16 protein-coding genes are annotated in these 18,499 nt (G+C 69.0%); 9 read left to right on the top strand and 7 right to left on the bottom strand.

Annotated features, from left to right (window positions below; translation table 11 throughout):
• Together KEG38_RS17575 and kal/cle are read right to left on the bottom strand one after the other, a co-directional pair.
• Positions 1–2,520, bottom strand: coding sequence for a hypothetical protein (locus KEG38_RS17575; protein WP_272420796.1), 2,520 nt, complete (start codon positions 2,518–2,520; stop codon positions 1–3).
• Positions 2,521–2,554: 34 nt separating this feature from the next.
• Positions 2,555–3,892, bottom strand: coding sequence for a bifunctional 3-aminobutyryl-CoA ammonia lyase/3-keto-5-aminohexanoate cleavage enzyme (kal/cle, locus tag KEG38_RS54840; RefSeq protein WP_276073191.1), 1,338 nt, complete (start codon positions 3,890–3,892; stop codon positions 2,555–2,557).
• A 77-nt stretch (positions 3,893–3,969) separates the two neighbouring features.
• Here kal/cle and uppS point away from each other — a divergent pair, with 77 nt between their 5' ends.
• From uppS to KEG38_RS17550, 3 genes are all read left to right on the top strand, one after another.
• Positions 3,970–4,746 (top strand): polyprenyl diphosphate synthase, encoded by a 777-nt coding sequence (uppS, locus tag KEG38_RS17560; RefSeq protein ID WP_272420794.1) that lies wholly within the window; start codon positions 3,970–3,972, stop codon positions 4,744–4,746.
• A 2-nt stretch (positions 4,747–4,748) separates the two neighbouring features.
• Positions 4,749–5,576, top strand: a complete 828-nt coding sequence (locus KEG38_RS17555) for a phosphatidate cytidylyltransferase (protein WP_272420792.1) — start codon at positions 4,749–4,751, stop codon at positions 5,574–5,576.
• 182 nt (positions 5,577–5,758) lie between these two features.
• Positions 5,759–7,084, top strand: coding sequence for a Glu/Leu/Phe/Val family dehydrogenase (locus KEG38_RS17550; RefSeq protein ID WP_272420791.1), 1,326 nt, complete (start codon positions 5,759–5,761; stop codon positions 7,082–7,084).
• Positions 7,085–7,160: 76 nt separating this feature from the next.
• Here the strand turns inward: KEG38_RS17550 and ygfZ are convergent, their stop codons facing one another.
• The gene (gene ygfZ, locus KEG38_RS17545) at positions 7,161–8,084 is read right to left on the bottom strand and encodes a CAF17-like 4Fe-4S cluster assembly/insertion protein YgfZ (protein ID WP_272420790.1); all 924 of its coding nucleotides are present in this window, start codon (positions 8,082–8,084) and stop codon (positions 7,161–7,163) included.
• Between the two features lie 180 nt (positions 8,085–8,264).
• On the opposite strand from ygfZ, the gene KEG38_RS17540 reads away from it, so the two are divergent.
• The 5 genes from KEG38_RS17540 to KEG38_RS17520 all read left to right on the top strand — a co-directional run bounded on the left by KEG38_RS17540 (position 8,265) and on the right by KEG38_RS17520 (position 14,884).
• Positions 8,265–10,250 (top strand): DUF4215 domain-containing protein, encoded by a 1,986-nt coding sequence (locus tag KEG38_RS17540; RefSeq protein WP_272420788.1) that lies wholly within the window; start codon positions 8,265–8,267, stop codon positions 10,248–10,250.
• 100 nt (positions 10,251–10,350) lie between these two features.
• Entirely contained in the window at positions 10,351–11,664 is a 1,314-nt protein-coding gene (locus KEG38_RS17535) for a serine/threonine protein kinase (protein ID WP_272420786.1), read from the top strand.
• Positions 11,642–12,640: an outer membrane protein assembly factor BamD gene (locus KEG38_RS17530; RefSeq protein WP_272420785.1), complete on the top strand. Its 999-nt coding sequence runs from the start codon at positions 11,642–11,644 to the stop codon at positions 12,638–12,640. The genes KEG38_RS17535 and KEG38_RS17530 overlap by 23 nt, the downstream gene beginning before the upstream one ends.
• The gene (locus KEG38_RS17525) at positions 12,640–14,160 is read left to right on the top strand and encodes a hypothetical protein (protein WP_272420784.1); all 1,521 of its coding nucleotides are present in this window, start codon (positions 12,640–12,642) and stop codon (positions 14,158–14,160) included. Before KEG38_RS17530 ends, KEG38_RS17525 begins: the two co-directional genes overlap by 1 nt.
• Before the next feature lie 28 nt (positions 14,161–14,188).
• Positions 14,189–14,884: a biopolymer transporter ExbD gene (locus KEG38_RS17520; protein ID WP_272420782.1), complete on the top strand. Its 696-nt coding sequence runs from the start codon at positions 14,189–14,191 to the stop codon at positions 14,882–14,884.
• On the opposite strand, the gene KEG38_RS17515 is transcribed toward KEG38_RS17520, so the two are convergent.
• From KEG38_RS17515 to KEG38_RS17505, 3 genes are all read right to left on the bottom strand, one after another.
• Positions 14,874–15,620, bottom strand: a complete 747-nt coding sequence (locus tag KEG38_RS17515) for a hypothetical protein (protein WP_272420781.1) — start codon at positions 15,618–15,620, stop codon at positions 14,874–14,876. The genes KEG38_RS17520 and KEG38_RS17515 overlap by 11 nt on opposite strands.
• A gap of 439 nt (positions 15,621–16,059) precedes the next feature.
• Positions 16,060–16,578 carry a hotdog fold domain-containing protein gene (locus KEG38_RS17510; protein ID WP_272420780.1) on the bottom strand — a complete coding sequence of 173 codons (519 nt, stop codon included), beginning with the start codon at positions 16,576–16,578 and terminating at the stop codon, positions 16,060–16,062.
• Between the two features lie 34 nt (positions 16,579–16,612).
• Positions 16,613–17,404, bottom strand: a complete 792-nt coding sequence (locus tag KEG38_RS17505) for an EF-hand domain-containing protein (RefSeq protein WP_272420778.1) — start codon at positions 17,402–17,404, stop codon at positions 16,613–16,615.
• Positions 17,405–17,580: 176 nt separating this feature from the next.
• Here KEG38_RS17505 and KEG38_RS17500 point away from each other — a divergent pair, with 176 nt between their 5' ends.
• Positions 17,581–17,760 (top strand): hypothetical protein, encoded by a 180-nt coding sequence (locus KEG38_RS17500; protein ID WP_272420777.1) that lies wholly within the window; start codon positions 17,581–17,583, stop codon positions 17,758–17,760.
• Positions 17,761–17,905: 145 nt separating this feature from the next.
• Here KEG38_RS17500 and KEG38_RS17495 read toward each other — a convergent pair whose 3' ends face one another.
• Positions 17,906–18,343: a hypothetical protein gene (locus KEG38_RS17495; protein WP_272420775.1), complete on the bottom strand. Its 438-nt coding sequence runs from the start codon at positions 18,341–18,343 to the stop codon at positions 17,906–17,908.
• Positions 18,344–18,499: the final 156 nt, after the last annotated feature.

The following is an 18,499-nucleotide window of genomic DNA, read 5'->3' as shown; positions in this document are numbered from 1 at the left end:
CTAGTTTGCTTTCGTAGAATCGATCAACGTGGACGCGCGGCCCCGCATGGGGCTCTCGAGGGCGTAGAGCGTCGTCTGCTCGTAACGCGCCTCGGGCGGCGTTTCGCCGCCGGCGCGGTGGACGAAGGCGTTGAGGTGCGCGCCGCGATCGAGCGCCACGACACGCGTGCAGCCAGCGTCCACGAGCGCCTCGGTCGTGGCCTCGTCCGTGTCGAAGGTGGTCGACGCGAGGAGGACCGCGCCGTCGCCGAACGCGCAGAGGGCCGTGCGCGGGCGCATCGAGCCGACGACACGCGCCTCGGGGAGAGGTCGGCCTTCGTCCGCGGTGAGAGGAAGCTCGGTCGCGTCGGCGTCGGGCGTGGGCGTGAAGGCTTCGCTTTTGTCGATGCGCACGGGGCCGTCGCCGACGACGAGCACGCCGGCGCCGGGGCCGAACTTGAGGCCGATGGAGCCGTCGATGGCGAGGCCACGCGGGCCCTTGCGGCGGCCCGTGCCGAGGCCTGTGGCGGCGAGGACGTGGGGTCGCTCGGCGTCGGAGAGCGCGGCCGGGAAGGTGCCGCCGAAGCGGTGCGAGAGCTCCTTCTCGCCGGCGCGGATGTGGAAGGTGAAGCGCTCGGGGGCAAACCACGCGAGGCGCACCTGCGCGCCGAGCTTGGAGACGGTCGCCGTGTAGATGCCCGGTTGCCAGAGCGGCGCAGGCTGCGTGCCGAGATCCGGCTCCCACGCGACGCCCTCGGGCAGCGGCGCATCCGGGTTCGCCTTGCGCACGACGACGTAGACGAGCTCGGTGGGCGAGCCGCTGAGCGCGCGCTCCGGGGCGAGGGACATGCCGGCCACGTGCGCGCGCGCGCCGATCTCGTCGCCCGTTCGCTGGAAGAAGCCGATGCCCGTGGGATCCGGGCTCGTGGCGAGCGGGAGCGCGTCGCGGCAGCCGGCGAGCACGAGCGCGCGCGCGAGGAGCTCCGCAGGCAGGGCCTCGCCCCAGCCGTAGATCAGGTGGCCCGCCTCGGTCACGCAGAGCGCCGAGCGATCGGCGAGGACGGCATCGGCCTCGGAGAGTTTTCCGATGTGGCCCGACGTGACGAGCGGCGCGCCAGTTTGCCGGAGGGAGCGAATCCCCACGGGCACGTCCGCGCCGAAGGGCCAGGCGCCGATCGAGGGACGGCCGAAGCGATCGACGGCGAGCGTGGAGGCATCCGGGCGCGGCGAGAGGAAGGTGCGGCGCTCGACGACGAGGCCGAGCGGAGGCGTGTTTGCCGGCGGGCCGCCCGCGAACACGGCGACGGCGGCGGGCACGTCGGCGGCCGGGATGCGGCCCTCGCCGCGCAGGCCCGTGGGCGTGCGTGGCGCGAGCGTGCCGGGCATCGGGCGCAGCTCGAGGCGACGGCCATCCATCGCGACGAGGTGCACGACGGCGTGCGGGCGATCGGGATCGGGGCGGACGAGCGTCGTGAAGATTGCGGGCGGCGCTTCGGGCTTGCTCATCGGCAAGGGATGCGCCGCGGGCGCCGGGATCCACAGGCCCTCGCCGGGCAAGGTCCGGTCGCGCTTCGTGGCCACGCGCGGCGGCGGGAAACCTTCGTCCGAGGGCGTCTCGGGCGGCGGCGCGGCCGGGAGCTCGGGCGGCGGCGATGCGGTCGCCTCGCGCAGGCGAATGGCGATCGTCCGGGCGCTCGTGGAGATCCGCTTCACGCGACCGGCCGCGCCCTCGCCGACGAGCTCGCGCGTGGTCTGTTCGAGGAACCGCGACCACGGGGTCACGTCGTGCGGGAGTCGCTGCGCCGCGAGCACGTGCTCATCGCGCAGGCCGGGGTTCACCGAGGCGTCGGCGAGCGTCACCGCGGCGGGCAGCGCGGCCTCGCCGAGGGCCATGACGAGCATGTCCTCCGTGAGCTCGAAGCGCGCTTCCTTGGGCGGCACGCCGAAGAGCACCGCGGTCTCCCCGATGCCACGCAGCGCGCCCTCGGAGAGCCAGTTCTCCACGGAGGCGCGCAGGCGCTCGCTTCGGGTGCGCGCGGCCTGCGAGGCCGCGTCGCCCGCGAGATCGAGGATCGTGATCCCCTGGACGAGGCCGTCGGCGCTCGTGGCATACGCGGCCCATCGGCCGTGCGCGACGAGGTCGTGCTCGTGCCCGAGCGGCGTGTTCGTCAGGTTGACGACCCTGCGCACGGAGATCGGACGACCGCCGCGCGAGATACGTACCTCCGCACGGTAGAGATCGTTCGTGGGCGTAGCATTCGGGCCACTCGGCCGCGCCGCGATGAACAGCACGCGACGACCGATCATGGCGTCGTGCACCAACCCGCCGCGCTCTTCCCACACGAAATCTTCGGGCTGGACGGAGCCGCCGACGGAGGCGCCGAGCATGGCCGCGATCGCCTCGACGCTGCGCGCGGGAGGCGCGGGGCTCGTGGCGACGCGGATCAGGAGCGCGACGAGCGCGATCCCGAGGACGAACGGTCCACGCGAGCGCGCGTGCGCCGCGAGGGTGTCGAAAAAAGGGCCTCGCGGCGACGTCATGGCTTCCGGGCGGGGATGTTCTGGGCTCGCACGATCACGCGGCGGCCGTGGTGATACCGAGGAGCACGCGGGCGCGATCGGGGTCGACGACCTCGCGACCGAGGCTCTTCGCGTACGCAGCGGCGCGCGCGACGAGCGGCGCGCTGCCCTCCGCGAGGACGCCCTTCTCCAGGTAGATGTTGTCTTCGAGGCCGACGCGCGCGTGGCCCCCGAGCTTGATCGCGAGCTCGGTCATGGGCCGCTGGTGACGACCAACCGCGGCGACGGCCCAGGTCGCGCCCGCGGGGATCTGCGAGCGCATGAACTGGATGACCGCCTCGCTCGGCATGATCGCGCCGGGCACGCCGAGGACGAACTGGAAGTGCAAAGGCTCGCCGATGAGGCCTTCCTTGAGCAGCGCGATCGCCTCGTGGATGTGGCCGACCTCGTAACACTCGAGCTCCGCGATGCTGCCGGCCTCGCGGATGCGGCGTGCGATCGCGCGGATGTCGGGACGCGTGTTCACGAAGATGTCGTCGCCGAAGTTGATCGTGCCGCAGTTCAGCGTGGCCATCTCGGGCTTGCACGCGAGCGGGCCGAGCCGCTCCTCGACGCTCATGCCGACGGCGCCGCCGGTCGAGGTCTGGATGATGACGTCCGTCTTCTCGCGGATGCGGGCGATCGCCTCGCCGAAGAGCTCGCTCGATTGTGACGCCGAGCCGTCGGCGTTGCGCACGTGCAGGTGGATCACGGCGGCGCCGGCGTCGCGGCAACGAGCGGCCTCGTCGGCGAGCTCCTGCGCCGTGATCGGCAGGTAGGGCGTGTGCGCGCGCGTCACCTCGGCGCCCACGATCGCGGCCGTGAGCACGAGCGGCGACTCGGGCGGCGTGACGATCACGTTCGGAGGCGGCGTGATGATCGGGCGCGGCTCGGGCAACTTGGCCACGAGCTCGGGGCCGGGCGAAGAGAGCGCGGGGAGCACGAGGCGCGGCCGGCGCTGCAGATCCTTCGGCACCACGCACGTGCCGATCGCGCGGCAGACCACGACGGGCTCGGCGAACGCGTCCGCCGCGGAGGGCGAGAGCGCGGGATCACGCACGTTCGCCACGACCTTGCGGGCCTCGAAGGCCATCGTGCGCGAGGTGTTGCCGACCTTCGTGATGACGCCGGTCGCCTCGATGTAGTCGCCGGCACGGACGGGCGCGAGGAACTCCACGGCCTCATAGGCACGGAAGAGGCCCTCGTCGCCGTCGAGGCGGATGAGCAGCTCCGTGGCGACGTCGCCGAAGAGCCCGAGGATTCGCGCCCCATCGACGAGCTCGCCCGCGTAGTGGGCGTCGTGGGCTCCGATACGGACGCGAAGCGTGACGGTCAAACCTAGGCCGATGCTCATGGCGGGAGACTCAACAGTCGACAGTCGGTAGTCAACAGGGGAAACTGCGCCGCGCCTTTCGGGCGTTCGAGACTGTGATGACGTACGTAGACGCGAGCAACCTCCCACACCACGTCGGGATCATCATGGACGGCAACGGCCGTTGGGCCGAATTGCGCGGCGAACCTCGTGAGGCTGGCCACAAGGCCGGCAGTGCAGCGGTCCGAAGGGTGGTCCGAGCGGCGCGGCGGCTCGGGCTGACGGCGCTGACGCTATACGCGTTCAGCGAGCAGAACTGGGCGCGACCGACCGGTGAGGTCGACGCCCTGATGGGGCTCTTGCACGAGTTTCTGGTCGCCGAGCGGAACGAGATCCTCGACAACGAGATCCGGCTCGTGGCGATCGGCGACCTCGAGCGACTGCCGCCGTTCGTGCGTGACGCGCTCGATCCGCTGCGCGCGGCCTCGGGGGACAACCGCAAGATGACGCTGGCGCTGGCGCTCTCGTACGGCGGCCAGGAGGAGATCGCGCGGGCGGCGCGGGACCTCGCGATCGAGGCGCGTGAGGGCAGGCTCGACCCGCAGACGATCGACACCCGGGCGATCGCCTCGCGCCTGCCGAGCCTCGGCGTCGGCGAGCCCGACCTCATCATTCGCACGGGCGGCGAGCATCGGATCTCGAACTTCCTGCTCTTTGGCGCGGCCTACGCCGAGCTCGCCTTCACCGACGTCCTCTGGCCCGACTTCACGGAACAGGACCTCTTCGAGGCGCTCGCGAGCTACCAGCGTCGCGAGAGGCGCTTCGGTCGCGTCCTGTCGCATGCTACGTCTCCGCGCACGGCTTCGCCCCTTGGCGGCGGGGCGATTGGGGTTTGACCTTGGCCCGTAGCAACCTCGCGATGCGCCTGCTCTCGGCGCTGATCGGCGTCCCAGCCATCCTGGCGCTGCTTTATCTCGGCCCCGCGTGGGGCTGGGCGATCTTCCTCGCGGTCGCGCTCATCGTCGGCGCGATCGAGTTCTTCGGCATGACGCATCCGCAGGACGGCCCGTCGCGGATCCTCGGCGTCGGCGTCACGCTCGCCGTGATGGCCGTGCTCTGGTTCTTCGGCACGGATGCGCGTGCCCTCGTGGCGCTCGTCTTCCTGCTGCCGACGGTCGCGCTTTTCCTCACGCTCTTCCGGCTCGGCTCGATCGAGACGGCGGCGTTGCGGGCGGCGGCGATGGGGTTTGGCCCGCTGTGGCTCGGGGGCGGGCTCGGCTCGCTCGCGCTGCTCCGGCGCGACGCAGGCGATAGCGGGCCGGGCTTCGTGGTGCTCGCGCTCGTGCTCTCTTGGTTCAGCGACACCGGCGCATACTTCGCGGGCCGGTTCCTGGGCAAACACAAGCTTTACGAAGCGGTCAGCCCCAAGAAGACGATCGAGGGCGCGATCGGTGGACTCGCGGCGGCCGTCATCGGCGCTGTCGTGGGGCACTATGTGTACGTGAAGAGTTTGCCCTTGAACCACGCGATCGTGCTCGGCCTCGTGGCGGGCGCGCTCGGCCAGGCGGGTGATCTCGCGGAGTCGATGATCAAGCGATCGGCCGGGGTCAAGGACTCGGGCGGCATCGTGCCTGGGCACGGCGGCATCCTCGATCGTGTTGATGCGCTCATGGTGACGGGGACGTTCACATACATCTACGTCCTCTTCTTCTGGGTTCGACCTTGATCGATCGAGTGACCACCCATTGACGCGCATCGTCGCCCGGGCGCGATGTTGCAGCGCACAATGGCAATTTTTTCGCAAAAGGGTCGATGCCGCGCGTCATCGGCGAATGACGCGCGGCGCGTGCGCAGAACCTCGAAACAAAAAATGGATTTGGGCTTTGGCACGGACTAGAACGGCCACCCATGGATAACCAACAGACGGTGAGCACTGCCGGGTCCGTGAGCGTGCCGCCCGCCTCTGTCGAGAAGCACCACAAGTACGAGTTCTTCAAGGTCGTACAGGGCTATCTGGACGAGGCCGCCCGCGTCATCGATTTGCCCGAGTACATCAAGACGATCCTCAGCCAGCCGAAGAACGAGATCATCATCAACTTCCCCGTGAAGATGGATGATGGCTCGATCCGGCTCTTCAAGGGCTACCGGGTCCAGCACAATAACCTGCTCGGCCCGTACAAGGGCGGCATTCGTTATCACGAGGGTGTCTCGCTCGACGACGTCAAGGCGCTCGCGGCGATGATGACCTGGAAGTGCGCGCTGATGAACCTGCCGCTCGGTGGCGGCAAGGGCGGCGTCAAGTTCGACCCGAACAAGGTCTCGCGCGACGAGCTGCAGCGGATCACGCGTCGGTTCTTCCATGCGCTCGGCTCGAACATCGGCCCGGATACGGACATCCCGGCGCCGGACGTCGGCACGGACGCGAAGGCCATGGCGTGGGCCATGGATACGTACATGAACACCGTCGGCAGCCTCTTCCGCCAGTCGGTCAAGGGCGTCGTGACGGGCAAGCCCGTCGCCTGCGGCGGCACGCTCGGGCGCGAGAAGGCCACGGGCCAGGGCCTCGTGTACTGCATCCAGGAGTGGGCCGAGGAGCGCGACTTCCAGCTCGGCGGCGCGACGCTCATCGTGCAGGGCTTCGGCAACGTCGGTTCGTTCACCTCGCTCATCCTGTCGCGGCTCGGCGCCTCGACGATCGCGGTCGGTGATCACACGGGTTACCTCTACAACCCCGAGGGCTTCAACCCGCACAAGCTTCAGGATTACGTCAAGAAGAACCGCTCGATCGCGGGCTACCCGGGCGGCAAGCACATCAGCCGCGAGGAGTTCTTCAAGATCAAGGCGGACATCTTCATCCCCGCCGCGCTGGAGAACCAGGTCGGCATCGACGAGGCGAAGGCGCTGAACGTGAAGCTCGTGGCCGAGGGCGCGAACGGCCCCTGCTCGCCCGAGGGCGAGCGGATCCTGATCGATCGTGGCATCGACATCCTGCCCGACGTGCTCGCGAACGCCGGCGGCGTGACCGTCAGCTACTACGAGTGGGTGCAGAACAAGCGCTCGGAGCACTGGACGCTCGAAGAGGTCGACGAGCGCCTGGAGAAGGCAATGCAGCGCGCCTACCGCGAGGTCGTCGAGGTCGCGCGGCAGAAGAAGTGCTCGATGCGCGTCGCCGCCTACGCCGTCGCGCTCCAGCGCATCGCCGCCGCCTACGGCGAGCGCGACATCTTCCCCTGATCCAAGCCCGATAAAGGCCGTCTTTGCGGCGCGCGAGATCTCGGATCCGCGCGCCGCTTTTTTTTCGGCCGATCCTTCAGGAAACGACGGCCGGCCGCCCTGCCACCGAGATCGCCGTGCCTTTCGCCGCGTGCTTGTACTTCACGTACCCGAGCGCGAGCACGCGACCCGCCTCGGGGCCCTTCGCCGCGCTCGTCACGGCGCCGATCACTTTGCCCGTGGGGTCGGTGATCTCCGCGGAAGCAGGCACCTCTGCGTCGCCCTCGATCGAGATCGGCACGAGCTTCTTCTTCACGTGCCCGCGGTTCTGCAGCATGAAGACCGCTTCCTGCCCGAGGTAGCAGCCCTTCTGGAACGAGACCGCGAAAGCCTCGAGCGAGGCCTCCTGCGGATAGTTCTCCCCGGAGAAATCCTTGCCCCAGCGGCCGAGGCCGATCTCCACGCGCAACGCGTCCCACGCGGCCTCGTCCGCGAGGAGCAGCGGCGCTGATCCTTTGCGCTCCAAGCGTCCGAGCGCGGTGTCGACGTCTTTGGGCTCGAACGCGAGCAGCGCCCCGCCCTTGCCCGACATATCCACCGACGCTGCGGCGAGGGCGCCGTGTGCACGCGCGAGCGAGCCGAGATCTTTCGCCCCGGGGCCGTGCGCGACGATCCAGGCGACCTCCTCGCTCACGTCCTCGAGCTCGACGTCCTCCATGATCACGTAGTGATCGAAGTGCTCGACGAGCGTGGCGATCCGATCCCGCGGCGCGCCCACGAGGATCCGGTCGTCCTCGATCAGGATCCGCAGCTCCGCGAGCATCTTGCCGGTCTTGGCGACGGCGAATCCATACGCGCCCTGCCCTGCTTTCAGCGGCCCAAGGTCGCAGGTGATCATCCCGTTCAGCCAGGTTTGTCGGTCCTTGCCGCGCACCGACAGCGTCCCAAGCTCGGGCGCGCGGAGGAGGAGGGCGCCTTCGGTGAGGGCGCGGCGCAGGGTGGCGATGTCGTTTTCGCTCATGGGGCTCGGCGTTTCATGGGGGTTCGGAGGGGAACGGGGCAAGGCCTCGGGGCTCTTCGGGCTAGAGCGAGCAAGCGGACCCGTCAAGCCCTTGCCATCCGCGAGCTTGCTCGCCCGTTCGCGCTATCTTCCATGATTGTGCCCAAAGCACACCCGAGGCCCCAGCAAAGGAGCTTGCCCATGCGACACAAACACGCCTTGCTTTTCTTCCCCCTCGCGGCCGTTTCCCTCGCCTCCGCGATCGCCGCCGGCTGCGGAGGCGGGTCCAATCCCGGCACGCCGGGCGGGACGGGGACGGGAGGCGCGCCCGACGGCGGCGATTCGGGCGGCGGGGGCGAGGGTGGGGACATTTTCGTCGGGTCCGGTGGCTCTGGCGGCGCGGGGGGCGAGGGCGGCGCGGGGGGCGGCGGCGGCGGCGATTGCGACGGCGGGCCCTGCGGGCCGGTGTGCGGCAATGGGATCATCGAGCCCGGGGAGACGTGCGACGACGGCAATGTGAACGCGGGGGACGGCTGCTCCAACGATTGCACCGTGATCGAGAAGGATTACGCGTGCCCCATGCCGGGCATGGCTTGCGTGAGCACGGTCGTCTGCGGCGACGGCAAGGTCACGGGCGCCGAGACGTGCGACGACACGAACGCGGCGCCGGGGGACGGCTGCGACGCGCTTTGCCAGGTCGAGCTCGGCTGGCAATGCCCCGTGATCGGCGCCGCCTGCCAGGCGGCTGCGTGCGGCGACAGCATCCTCGCGGGACAGGAGGAGTGCGAGGACGGCAATGTGGCGCCCGGCGACGGTTGCGACGCGAATTGCCAGCTCGAAATCGGGTGGGTTTGTCCGCCTGGAATGCCTTGCAAGCCCACCGTCTGCGGCGACGCCGTGGTCGAGGGCAAAGAGCCCTGCGACGACGGCAACAACGACATGGGCGACGGCTGCACGCCGTTCTGCCAGCGCGAGCCCGACTGCGCCATGGGCGCGTGCAAATCGACCTGCGGCGACGGCCTCAAGCTTCCGGGCGACGACGAGCAATGCGAGGACGGCAATAGCGCGAACGGCGACGGCTGCTCCTCGACGTGCCAGATCGAGCCGGGTTTTTCCTGCCAGGACGTCGCGCAGAATGCGGGCGACACGCTGGAGATTCCGATCGTCCTGCGCGACTTCAAGATCGCGCACCCCGATTTCGAGGGACCGAACGGCAGCGACCTCGGGATCGTGCAGAACATGCTCGGCCCGGACGGCAAACCCGTCTACGCGGGCAACCCGACCACGCCGACCACCTCGGGCAAGGCGAACTTCGATCAATGGTACCGCGACGTCGCCGGGGTGAACTTCACGGTCCTGCAGAATCTCACGCTGAACAAGTTGCCCTCGGGCGCGTACCGGTTCGACGACACGACGTTCTTCCCGCTGAACGGGCTCGGCTTCGGCAACGAGGGGAACGCGAACAATTTCCATTTCACGAGCGAGGTCCGGTACTGGTTCGAGTACAAGGGCAACGAGCAGCTCGATTTCACCGGCGACGACGACGTGTGGGTCTTCGTGAACAAGCGGCTCGCGGTGAACCTCGGCGGCGTGCACGGGGCGCAGACGGGCGGCGTCTTGCTCAACGCGGCGAAGGCGCTGGAGCTCGGGCTCGAGGTTGGCAAGATCTACGAGACCGTCGTGCTCCAGGCCGAGCGGCACACGTCGCAATCGAACTACCGGCTGACGCTCTCGAATTTCGTGAACACGAAATCGACCTGCCAGAGCGTCTGCGGCGACGGCATCGTCACCCCAAACGAGGCCTGCGACGACGGGACGAACGACGGCAGCTACGGTTCGTGCACGCCCGATTGCAAGAAGGGCCCGTACTGCGGGGACGGCATCGTGCAGGCGGAAGGCAACGAGGAGTGCGATGACGGCGTGAATTTGACCCCGTACGGCAATGGGTGCGCGCCGGGCTGCAAGACGGCCGCGTCCTGCGGCGACGGACAGATCGACAGCCTCTTCGGCGAGCTCTGCGACGACGGGACGAACGACGGCGGCTACGGCGAATGCGCCGCGGGCTGCGCGCTCGGGCCCCGCTGCGGCGACGGCATCGTGCAGGCGGGCTTCGAGTCGTGCGACGACGGAAACAAGACGCCGGGTGACGGCTGCGATCAGAAATGCGTGATGGAATCGCCCAAGTGAAACGCGTCACGCGGACGCCGGCAATCGCCGTCACGAGCACTCCCCCGGCGTCTCCTCCTTCTTGAACCGCCGCGCGAGGCCGGGGTACGATGGCGTTCACGTGAACGTCCCCTCGCGAACGGAGCTCTCCGAAGGCTCGATCTTTCACGGGCACTACCAGATCGTGCGTTCCGTCAACGCCGGGGCGATGGGCGTGGTCTACGAGGTCGTCGACCTCAAGACGCGGCGGCGGCGCGCGCTCAAGGTGATGCTGCCGAGCATCATCCAGAACGCCGAGATGCGCGAGCGGTTCAAGCTCGAGGCCACGATCACCGCGGACATCGTGAGCGAGCACCTCGTCGAGACGTTCGACGCCGGGGTGGATCCCGAGACGGGCGCGCCGTTCCTCACGATGGAGCTCCTCCAGGGCGACGACCTCGCGACGCTCCTCTACGACCGCGGCCGGTTCGCGCCCGACGAGGTCGTGACGCTGCTCTGGCAGGTCGCGCGCGCCCTCGACAAGACCCACGCCGCGGGCATCGTGCACCGCGATCTCAAGCCCGAGAACCTCTTCGTCACGCACCGCGACGACGGCTCGCCGCGCGTGAAGGTGCTCGATTTCGGGATCGCGAAAATGGTCGCGCAAAGCGAGGCCGCGGACCGGCAAACCCGCAATCTCGGCACGCCCCCGTACATGTCGCCCGAGCAGATCACGGGCGACGGGACGATCGGGCCGCGCTCCGATCTGTATGCGCTCGGGCACATCGCGTATGCGCTGCTCGTGGGGCATCCGTATTGGATGGACGAGTCGAAGACGAGCGACTCGGTGTATGCGTTCCTGATGACCATGATGCAGGGCGCGAAGGAGGCGCCGACGCAGCGGGCGAAGCGATATGGCGTGACGCTGCCCGAGGCGTTCGACGCGTGGTTTGCCCGGGCAACCGACATCGTGCCTTCCGTGAGGTTCGAGCGCGCCTCCGAGGAGATCACCGCGCTCGCGACGGCGCTCGGCGTGGCGCTGCCGGGGCCCGCGGAGGCCGAGGTACTCCGGCCTCTGGCCCCGGCGCCCGCGGTCGCCTCGGACAAACCCCAATCGAAGACCGGCGTGGCGGCCGTCCTCGTCGCCCTCATGGCCTTGCTCCTGGGCGCGTCGCTCGTCGTCGTTTTTGCGCGGTGGCCTGCACAGGAGGAAACCAGGACCACGCATGCGGCACCGCCCGAGAGCACGAACGCGGCACCGCCCGAGCCTCGGCCGTCCGCGCAGACGCCGCCCACGACAGCCGAGCTGGTTCCGGTCGCGGCAACGGCCTCGGCGCTCCCGACCGCGCCGACCGCCAGCGCTTCTGCTTCGCCCCGCGGGAAACCTCCGTCGCAGAATGCACCGTCCAAGCCAGCCCGCAAGACCTCCGTTTATGATCAGCTCAAGACTCTCTAGGCATTCCCGGCGCGCCGCCTGGGTCGGCCTCCTCGCGGCGGCCGCGTGGGCCCGTCCCGCGGCCGCCGCGGAGCCTTCCGTGCCGGATCCCGCGGCGCTCGCGCTCTTCGAGAGCGCGCGGGAGCTCGTGGAGAAGGGCGACTGGGCCGCCGGCTGCGCGAAATTCGAGGCGAGCTTGATGGTGTATTCAGCGCCGAGCACGATGCTCAACCTCGCGAAGTGCTACGAGCACGAGGGCAAGCTCGCCAAAGCCTGGTCCGCGTACAAGCGGGCGCTCGTCCTCAATCAGGAGACGCCCGGCGCGGAGCGGAAAAGCGCGCTCGACACGATCGCGAAAGAAGGCATCACGCAGATCGAGCCGAAGCTACCGCGCGTGAAGCTCACGGTCGTGAACCCGCCCGCCGGCCTTTACATCACGCGCAATGGCCAGGAGGTGCCCGCGGCCATGCTCGGGAGCGTCATTCCCGTGGACCCGGGCCCGCAGACGCTCGCCGTGCAAGCGCCGGGCTTCCGCGCGATCCGGAAATCGTTCACCGCGGCCGAGGGCAAGACGGAGGAGATTGCAATCAAGCTCGAACCAGAGAGCGGCGACGCGGCCACGCCGGGCGGCGGGCGCATTCCGGCATGGGCGTGGGTCGCCGCGGGCGGGGGCGTCGCGCTCGGCGTCGCGGCCGCGGCCTTCCGCATCGATCAGGCCCACATCGAGGGGCGGCAGGAGGCGCGTTGCAACGGCGACCTCGAGCGCGGGTGCCCGCCGCTCTCGGAATACGATCCCACGGAAGACAACGCCCGCAAGAAGCGGGATTTCGCGCTCTTCGTGGGCCTCGGCGCCGGGGGCGTCCTTGCGCTCGGCGCGGCGGTGACGGGGTTTGTCCTCGGGTCCCGGTCGCCCTCTTGGGGGACGTCGGCGGGCCCCGTGGTCGTCCCTTGGATCGGACCGAATGTCGCAGGTGCTGCCGTCGGGGGTCGATTTTAATGAAACCTATCGTCGCTCTGAGCTCGTCGGTCATTTTCCTCGCGGCTTGCCTCACGCCCGACGCCGTCCCGTCGCCCGAGCGCGACGGAGGCGCGGGCGGCATGGGCGGGCCGGGCGGCTCGAGCGCGGGCGGCGGCGGGGCCGGCGGATCGGGCGGCGCGGCGACGGGTGATGTCCTCTGGGGAAAGGCGTTCGGCGGCCAGTTCAACCACCAGCGCGCGTCGGGCGTCGCCGTGGATCCGATGGACGACTCCATCTACCTCGTGGGGAACTACGACGGGGGGTTCTCGTTCGATGGGGCGAACAATTCAACGAATGGACAAGGCTGGGACATCTACCTGGCCAAATTCAACCCGCTGGGCGCATTTCAATGGGTCGTGTGGTCGGGCGACTGGCAAGCCCAGTACGTCAACGCCGTCACCGTTGGCCCCGACCAAAACATCTTCATCGCCGGCTCTTATCAGGGGGAGCTCCAGCTGCCGAACGGCATCAAGCTCACGGACCTGGGCGGCCAATCCGACGTGTTCGTCGCGCGGCTCGACCCGGAGGGCGCGACCGTCTGGGCGAAGGGATTCGGGGACGGCTCGTCGCAGCCGAAGATTGCGACGACGATCGCCGTCGATTCGAAGGGTGAAACGATCATCGCCGGGTATTTCGAGGGCTCGCTGCAGTTCGCCTCGGGCCAGCTGATCAACGCGATAGGCGGTCGAGACGTCTTCCTCGCGAAGCTCGACAAGGACGGCAATCCGGTCTGGAGCAAGCGCCTCGGCAATGGGGCCCCGGGCGACCCGCCGAACCATATCCTCTGCCGCGTCGCGCTCGATCACCAGGACAACATCGTCCTGGAGACGGCCTTCGCGGGCACCATGAGCCTCGGCGATCCGCTCCCCGATCAGGCGAGCCCCGGCAGCCGCACCATGTTGCTCGCCAAGTTCGACACGAACGGCGTGCCGCTCTGGCAGAAGGTCTTCGGCGCCGCCAATACCGAGCAACGCAGCCGCGCCCTCGCGATCGACTCGAAGAACAACATCCTGCTGACCGGCGAGCTCGCCGGCACCATCAACTTCGGCGGAGACCCGCTCTCGAGCCCTTCGAACAGCGATCCGGACCTGTTCGTCGCGAAGTTCGATCCCGACGGGGCGCACCTCTGGAGCTTCCGCGCCGGCAGCGTCGGCCCGCAGGAAGGCAAGGCCATCGGCGTCGACGCCGACGACAACGTGATTGTCACGGGAAGTTATAAGGGCGTCCTCCAGTTCACGGGCGACGACGCGCTCATCAATAGCGGGCTCGACGTGGGCCGCTACGACCTCTTCGCGCTCAAGCTCGATCCGAACGGAAAATATCTGTGGGCGAAGCCGTTCGGGGACAAGGACGACGACCAGGTGACCGAGGGAATGGCCATCGATCGCGCGGGCAACACGATCTTCGCCGGCTCGTTCGACGGCAACATCAACCTCGGCGTCACGGAGCTTTCGAGCACCGGGTACGACGATATCTTCGTGATGAAGCTCTCGCCCTGAGCCCATCTCGTGGCAGGATACGGGTTCGATGCGACAACCCGTGCCCTTCCGCCGAGCCCTCCTCGGCTTGCTCCCGCTGCTCGCGGCGTGCCAGGCGACTGCGCCGCCGCCTGCCGCGTCGTCGCCCTCCACCACCCCACCGGCCGTGCCGGCGATCCCCGTGGACCTTCCACAGGCCGCGGAATGGTCGAACGTCGTGACGGTCTTCGTCGTCGTGGTCAACGCGAACGGCGCGACGATGATCGACGGGAACGTGGTCCACTCCGACGAGGAGATCCGCGCGGCGGCGGCGCGCGCGCACGAAAAAGCCCCGGACGTGAGGGCCGTCATCCAGGCGGATTCCGCGGCGCCGTGGAAAGACGTCGTGCACACGATGGATCTCTTGAGACAAGGCGGGATCGCGAAAATCGCATTCGGCGTCGCCCCGCAAAGGCCGGCTCCGAGCGACGCCGCGCCACCGCCGGGCGGGGTGAACACGTGGGATTGCCAATTCCCGAAGGCGGCCGACGCGGCGGAGATCGACGACGCCACCGTCATGCTGAGGGTCTGGGTCACCACCAATGGATCCCCGGAGTGGGTGCAGATCCTGAACGACCCGGGCCACGGGTTCGGCATGGTCGCAGCGCAATGCGCGATGGTGAGGAAGTATTCGCCAGCGCTCGACAAAGACGGCCGGCCCATGGCGGCGAAGACGCCGCCGATCCGGGTCCGATTCATCCGATAGCGGCCGCGTCCTTCTTTTCTTTCGCCGCCTTCGCCGCGCGATTTGCGACCTCGCGTCGTTGCTCCAGCTCGTCGAGGTAGCCGAAGATCTGCGCGTCGAGATCCCGCGGCAATTCGGGCATCGTCGCGACGTCGTCCGCGATCGCATTCCGCACCCGGTTCAGCAATGCCACCGTCTCCGACCGGAGCTTCGACGCGTGCTTGCGACCGTCCGTCTCCACGTCGGCCCGCTTGCTGAGCAGTGTCGACAGTTTTTCGCCTGCGGCCAGGTATGCGATGGCCCAGTCGTGGAGTGTGCCGCCCTTGGCGGTAGGGAAGAGCTTGAGATCGGCTTCGAGCGCGGGCAGGTCGTCCTTGCGCCGGACGGCGGCGGCGGCCTCGTCGGCATAGCTGTCGCGAAGGTCTTCGAGCTCGGGAATGAAAGCGGCGCGAATACGCTTGGCCGCGGCCACGAGGGCCGGATCCGCGCCTGGAAGGCGCAGGTATACCTCGGTCGTGTAGTAAAGCGCGGCGCCGAAGCCGTCATGCGCGCGGTCGGTCTCGTCGAGCTCCTCGGCGAGCGGACGCCCTCCGGTAAGGGCAGGTGGGAGATCATCGACGAGCTCTTTCTTGAGCTTGAGCGAGGGGACGTAACCCTTGCCGAGGGAAGACAGGGTCAGCGCTGGAAGACGCTGGGTGAAAAGGTCGTCGAGACCCAGCTTCAGGTCCGAAAGGTTGAGAAGGCGGAGACGTCGCATATGTAGCGGACGGTACGACGAACACAGCGAGCTTGGCAAGCGGGAACACGTCGCCTTGATGACTCGCCCTGAACCTCGTGGGGTGGGACGCCGCCCTCCACGTCCGCCGGGTGCGGCTGCGAATCGTGGCCCCTCTTTCACGCGCACGCTCGCGATTCGCCGTCGCCTCGCTTCGGTGACTCCCTGGAGATAGCAGGCGTCCCGTCGAGGCTTCGAGCTGACCCGAGGGAGCCCCAAGGCTCGCCAGCGAGGCTTCCGGGATGACCCGGGTCAGGGCGAAGGCTCGCCGACGGGGCTTCGAGATGACCTGGGTGAGGGCGAAGGCTCGTCGACGAGGCTTCGAGGTGACCCGGGTGAGGGCGGCGGCTTCTCGACGAGGCTCGCGGGATGACCCGGGTCAGGCGAAAGGCTCACGGGCGGGGCTCGGGGCTCCCCTGGGTCAGCCTGAAGCCTCCTCCGTCAGCCCCGAGGCCGCGTCCCCCTCCCCCACCTTCATCCAGACCGCGCTCTGCTCCCCCTCGTAACACACGTCGCCTTCGTGCCGGAATTCGAACGCGTATCGCACGAATTGTTTCGTCTCGCCCCGCCGCGCCCGCACTTCACGGCAGGTCGCGATGATCGGCTCCCCCGGCGGCACGAGCTTGCGGAACACCACCTGATAAAGGTGCGTCCCATATCCGATCCAGCCCGCCGCATGCCGCATTCCGTGCAGGTAATACGAATGGATGAACCCGAGCATCCCCGAGGCATGCACCATCGCCGCGCCCGCCACGTGCCGCGGGTGACGCACCGGGTGCGCGCGTTGCGAGATCGTGAACGGTAGCGGTTTGTCCGTGGGCATCCGGCAGACGACGCGTTTTCCGGCGGGGTCGAGCTCGACGATCGCGTCGAAGAGCAAGACCTCCGGGTCGTAGGGTAGATCGGCGAGGAACGCTTCGTCGAACGGCTGAAGGGACATGGCCCCGCGTGGTAGCAAGGCCCCTCCCCGCGCGTCAACGCGGCTCTCGCCCCCTGCCCTCCGGCCGCATCCGCTCCCGCATCCGCCGCTCGAGCTCCGGGCTCGTCCCCTGCGGCTGCCCTGCCGCCGCCGGCACGAGCGAGACCCAGCTTCCGAGCAGCGCCGTCGCGGCCTGCGCCTCCTCCGGCGAGAGCTCGCCGTCCTCGTTCTCGTCCGCCGCCGCGAACGCCGCGCGCGCCGGCACCAGCATGGCCGCCTCGAACTCGCTCGCGTCGAGCGTCCCGCTCCCGTTCGCGTCGGCCTTCTCGAATGCGCTCGTCGCCATCCGCTCGGCGAACGCGGCGGCGCCCTCGTGCAGCTCGCGCGGCGAGATCGTCCCGTCGCCGTCCTCGTCCACTGCGCCGAAGAGTGCGTCGACCGCGCGCTCGGTCGCCTCGCGCGCCTGCGCGGCCGAGATCGACTCGCCCCAGGTCACGCCGATCCGGGCCTCCAGCGCGTCGAGCGACTCGCCGCTCATCTGCCCCGTCAGCGCGCCGAGCACCCGCGACAGCGCCGGCATCGACGCCGACGCTTCTCGCGCCTCGTCGGCCGACACCACGCCGTCGCCGTCTGCGTCGGCCCGGAAAAACACGGCGCCGACGAGCATGTTGAGCTGCGTCATCGCCTCTGACCGCTCGATCCTCCCGTCCTGGTCCGCGTCGAGCCCGATGAAGGCGCGGTCGAGGAGGAGGCTCCCCTCCTCGGCGCGATCCTGGGCTCCTGCCACGCTTGCCGCCGCGATCGTCGCGAGCGCGACGAGCCCTTGCGTGAACCTCCGTGCTGCCATGGCTCCCTCTCTCTGGTCGGTTCGTCGCGGCACACGCTCCCCGTGAGAGCGCGCCCCGCGCGACGTGCCGGGGCAATTGTGGTGCCCGGAAAGGATTTTACGCGGACGGGCACGTGCGCGCGGGCAGCTCGGGATCGCGGCCCCGACCTTGCAGTGCGGCCCGGGAGGAGGTTGTCATGGCCGAGCAGAAGAAGGACCAGGAAAAGGGCTCAATGACGGTGCAAGAGGCCGGACGGCTCGGGGGCGAGAAGGGTGGGCAACGCGAGCGCGAGCTCGTGCAAAAAGGGCACGAGGCCGAGGAAGGCAGCGGCGGCGGCGAACAGGAGCAGAGCAGCGGCAAGAAGAGCAGTCGCTGAACGAGACCCGTCGGAGGATACGAGGGACCGGCGCGAGATCGCCGGTCTCTCGCGTTTTTTCTTGAATGGCTTTCCAGGACAAACGAAACGGGGAGCCAACGCGAGCACGCGCCGCTCCCCCGCGTTCGCATGAACGACCGCAAACTTACCGCTGGCCGCCCTGCTGCTGGCCGCCCTGCTGCTGGCCGCCTTGTTGGCGTTGCTGCTGCTGCTGCTGCTGCTGGGCCGGGCGGATCAGGACCTCGAGCCGCACCTGATCGCCCTCGTTGTAATTCTGGAGGGACGCGGGCGGGAAGTTGAACTCCAGTTGGCCGCGCTCGGTCTCCACCTTGAGGTCGCCCTTCTCCTTGTCGATGTCGACGATGCGGCCGGTCACCTGATGGCGCCCGATTCCAGCCTGCGCCATCTTCTGACCGCGCTGCTGCTTGTGCTGCTGCATGCCCTGCTGCTGCTGGGCGCCCTGCTGCGGCTGCTGGGCCCCTTGCTGCGGCTGCGGCTGCTGCTGCGCGCCTTCCTCGGCCATCGCGAGCCCCGCCGTGGTGGCGAGCGCGGCCGCGGCCATCAGACCAAAGAGTTTCTTCATGGCTTTCCGTCTCCTCCGACCCATTCGACGCTCGGGAAGCCGGGCCATGACGAGCCTGGTTCCCCCCCCGAGGTCCCGGTGGGCCTCCGCCCTCACCGCCTCGCAACGGTGGTGCCGTCCAGAACCGAGACGGATCGCGGACGCCCGCTTCTTCTC

It is taken from the genome of Polyangium jinanense, from assembly GCF_028435265.1.
Classification (GTDB): domain Bacteria; phylum Myxococcota_A; class Polyangia; order Polyangiales; family Polyangiaceae; genus Polyangium; species Polyangium jinanense.
This window is presented reverse-complemented; position numbering and strand designations above follow the sequence as displayed.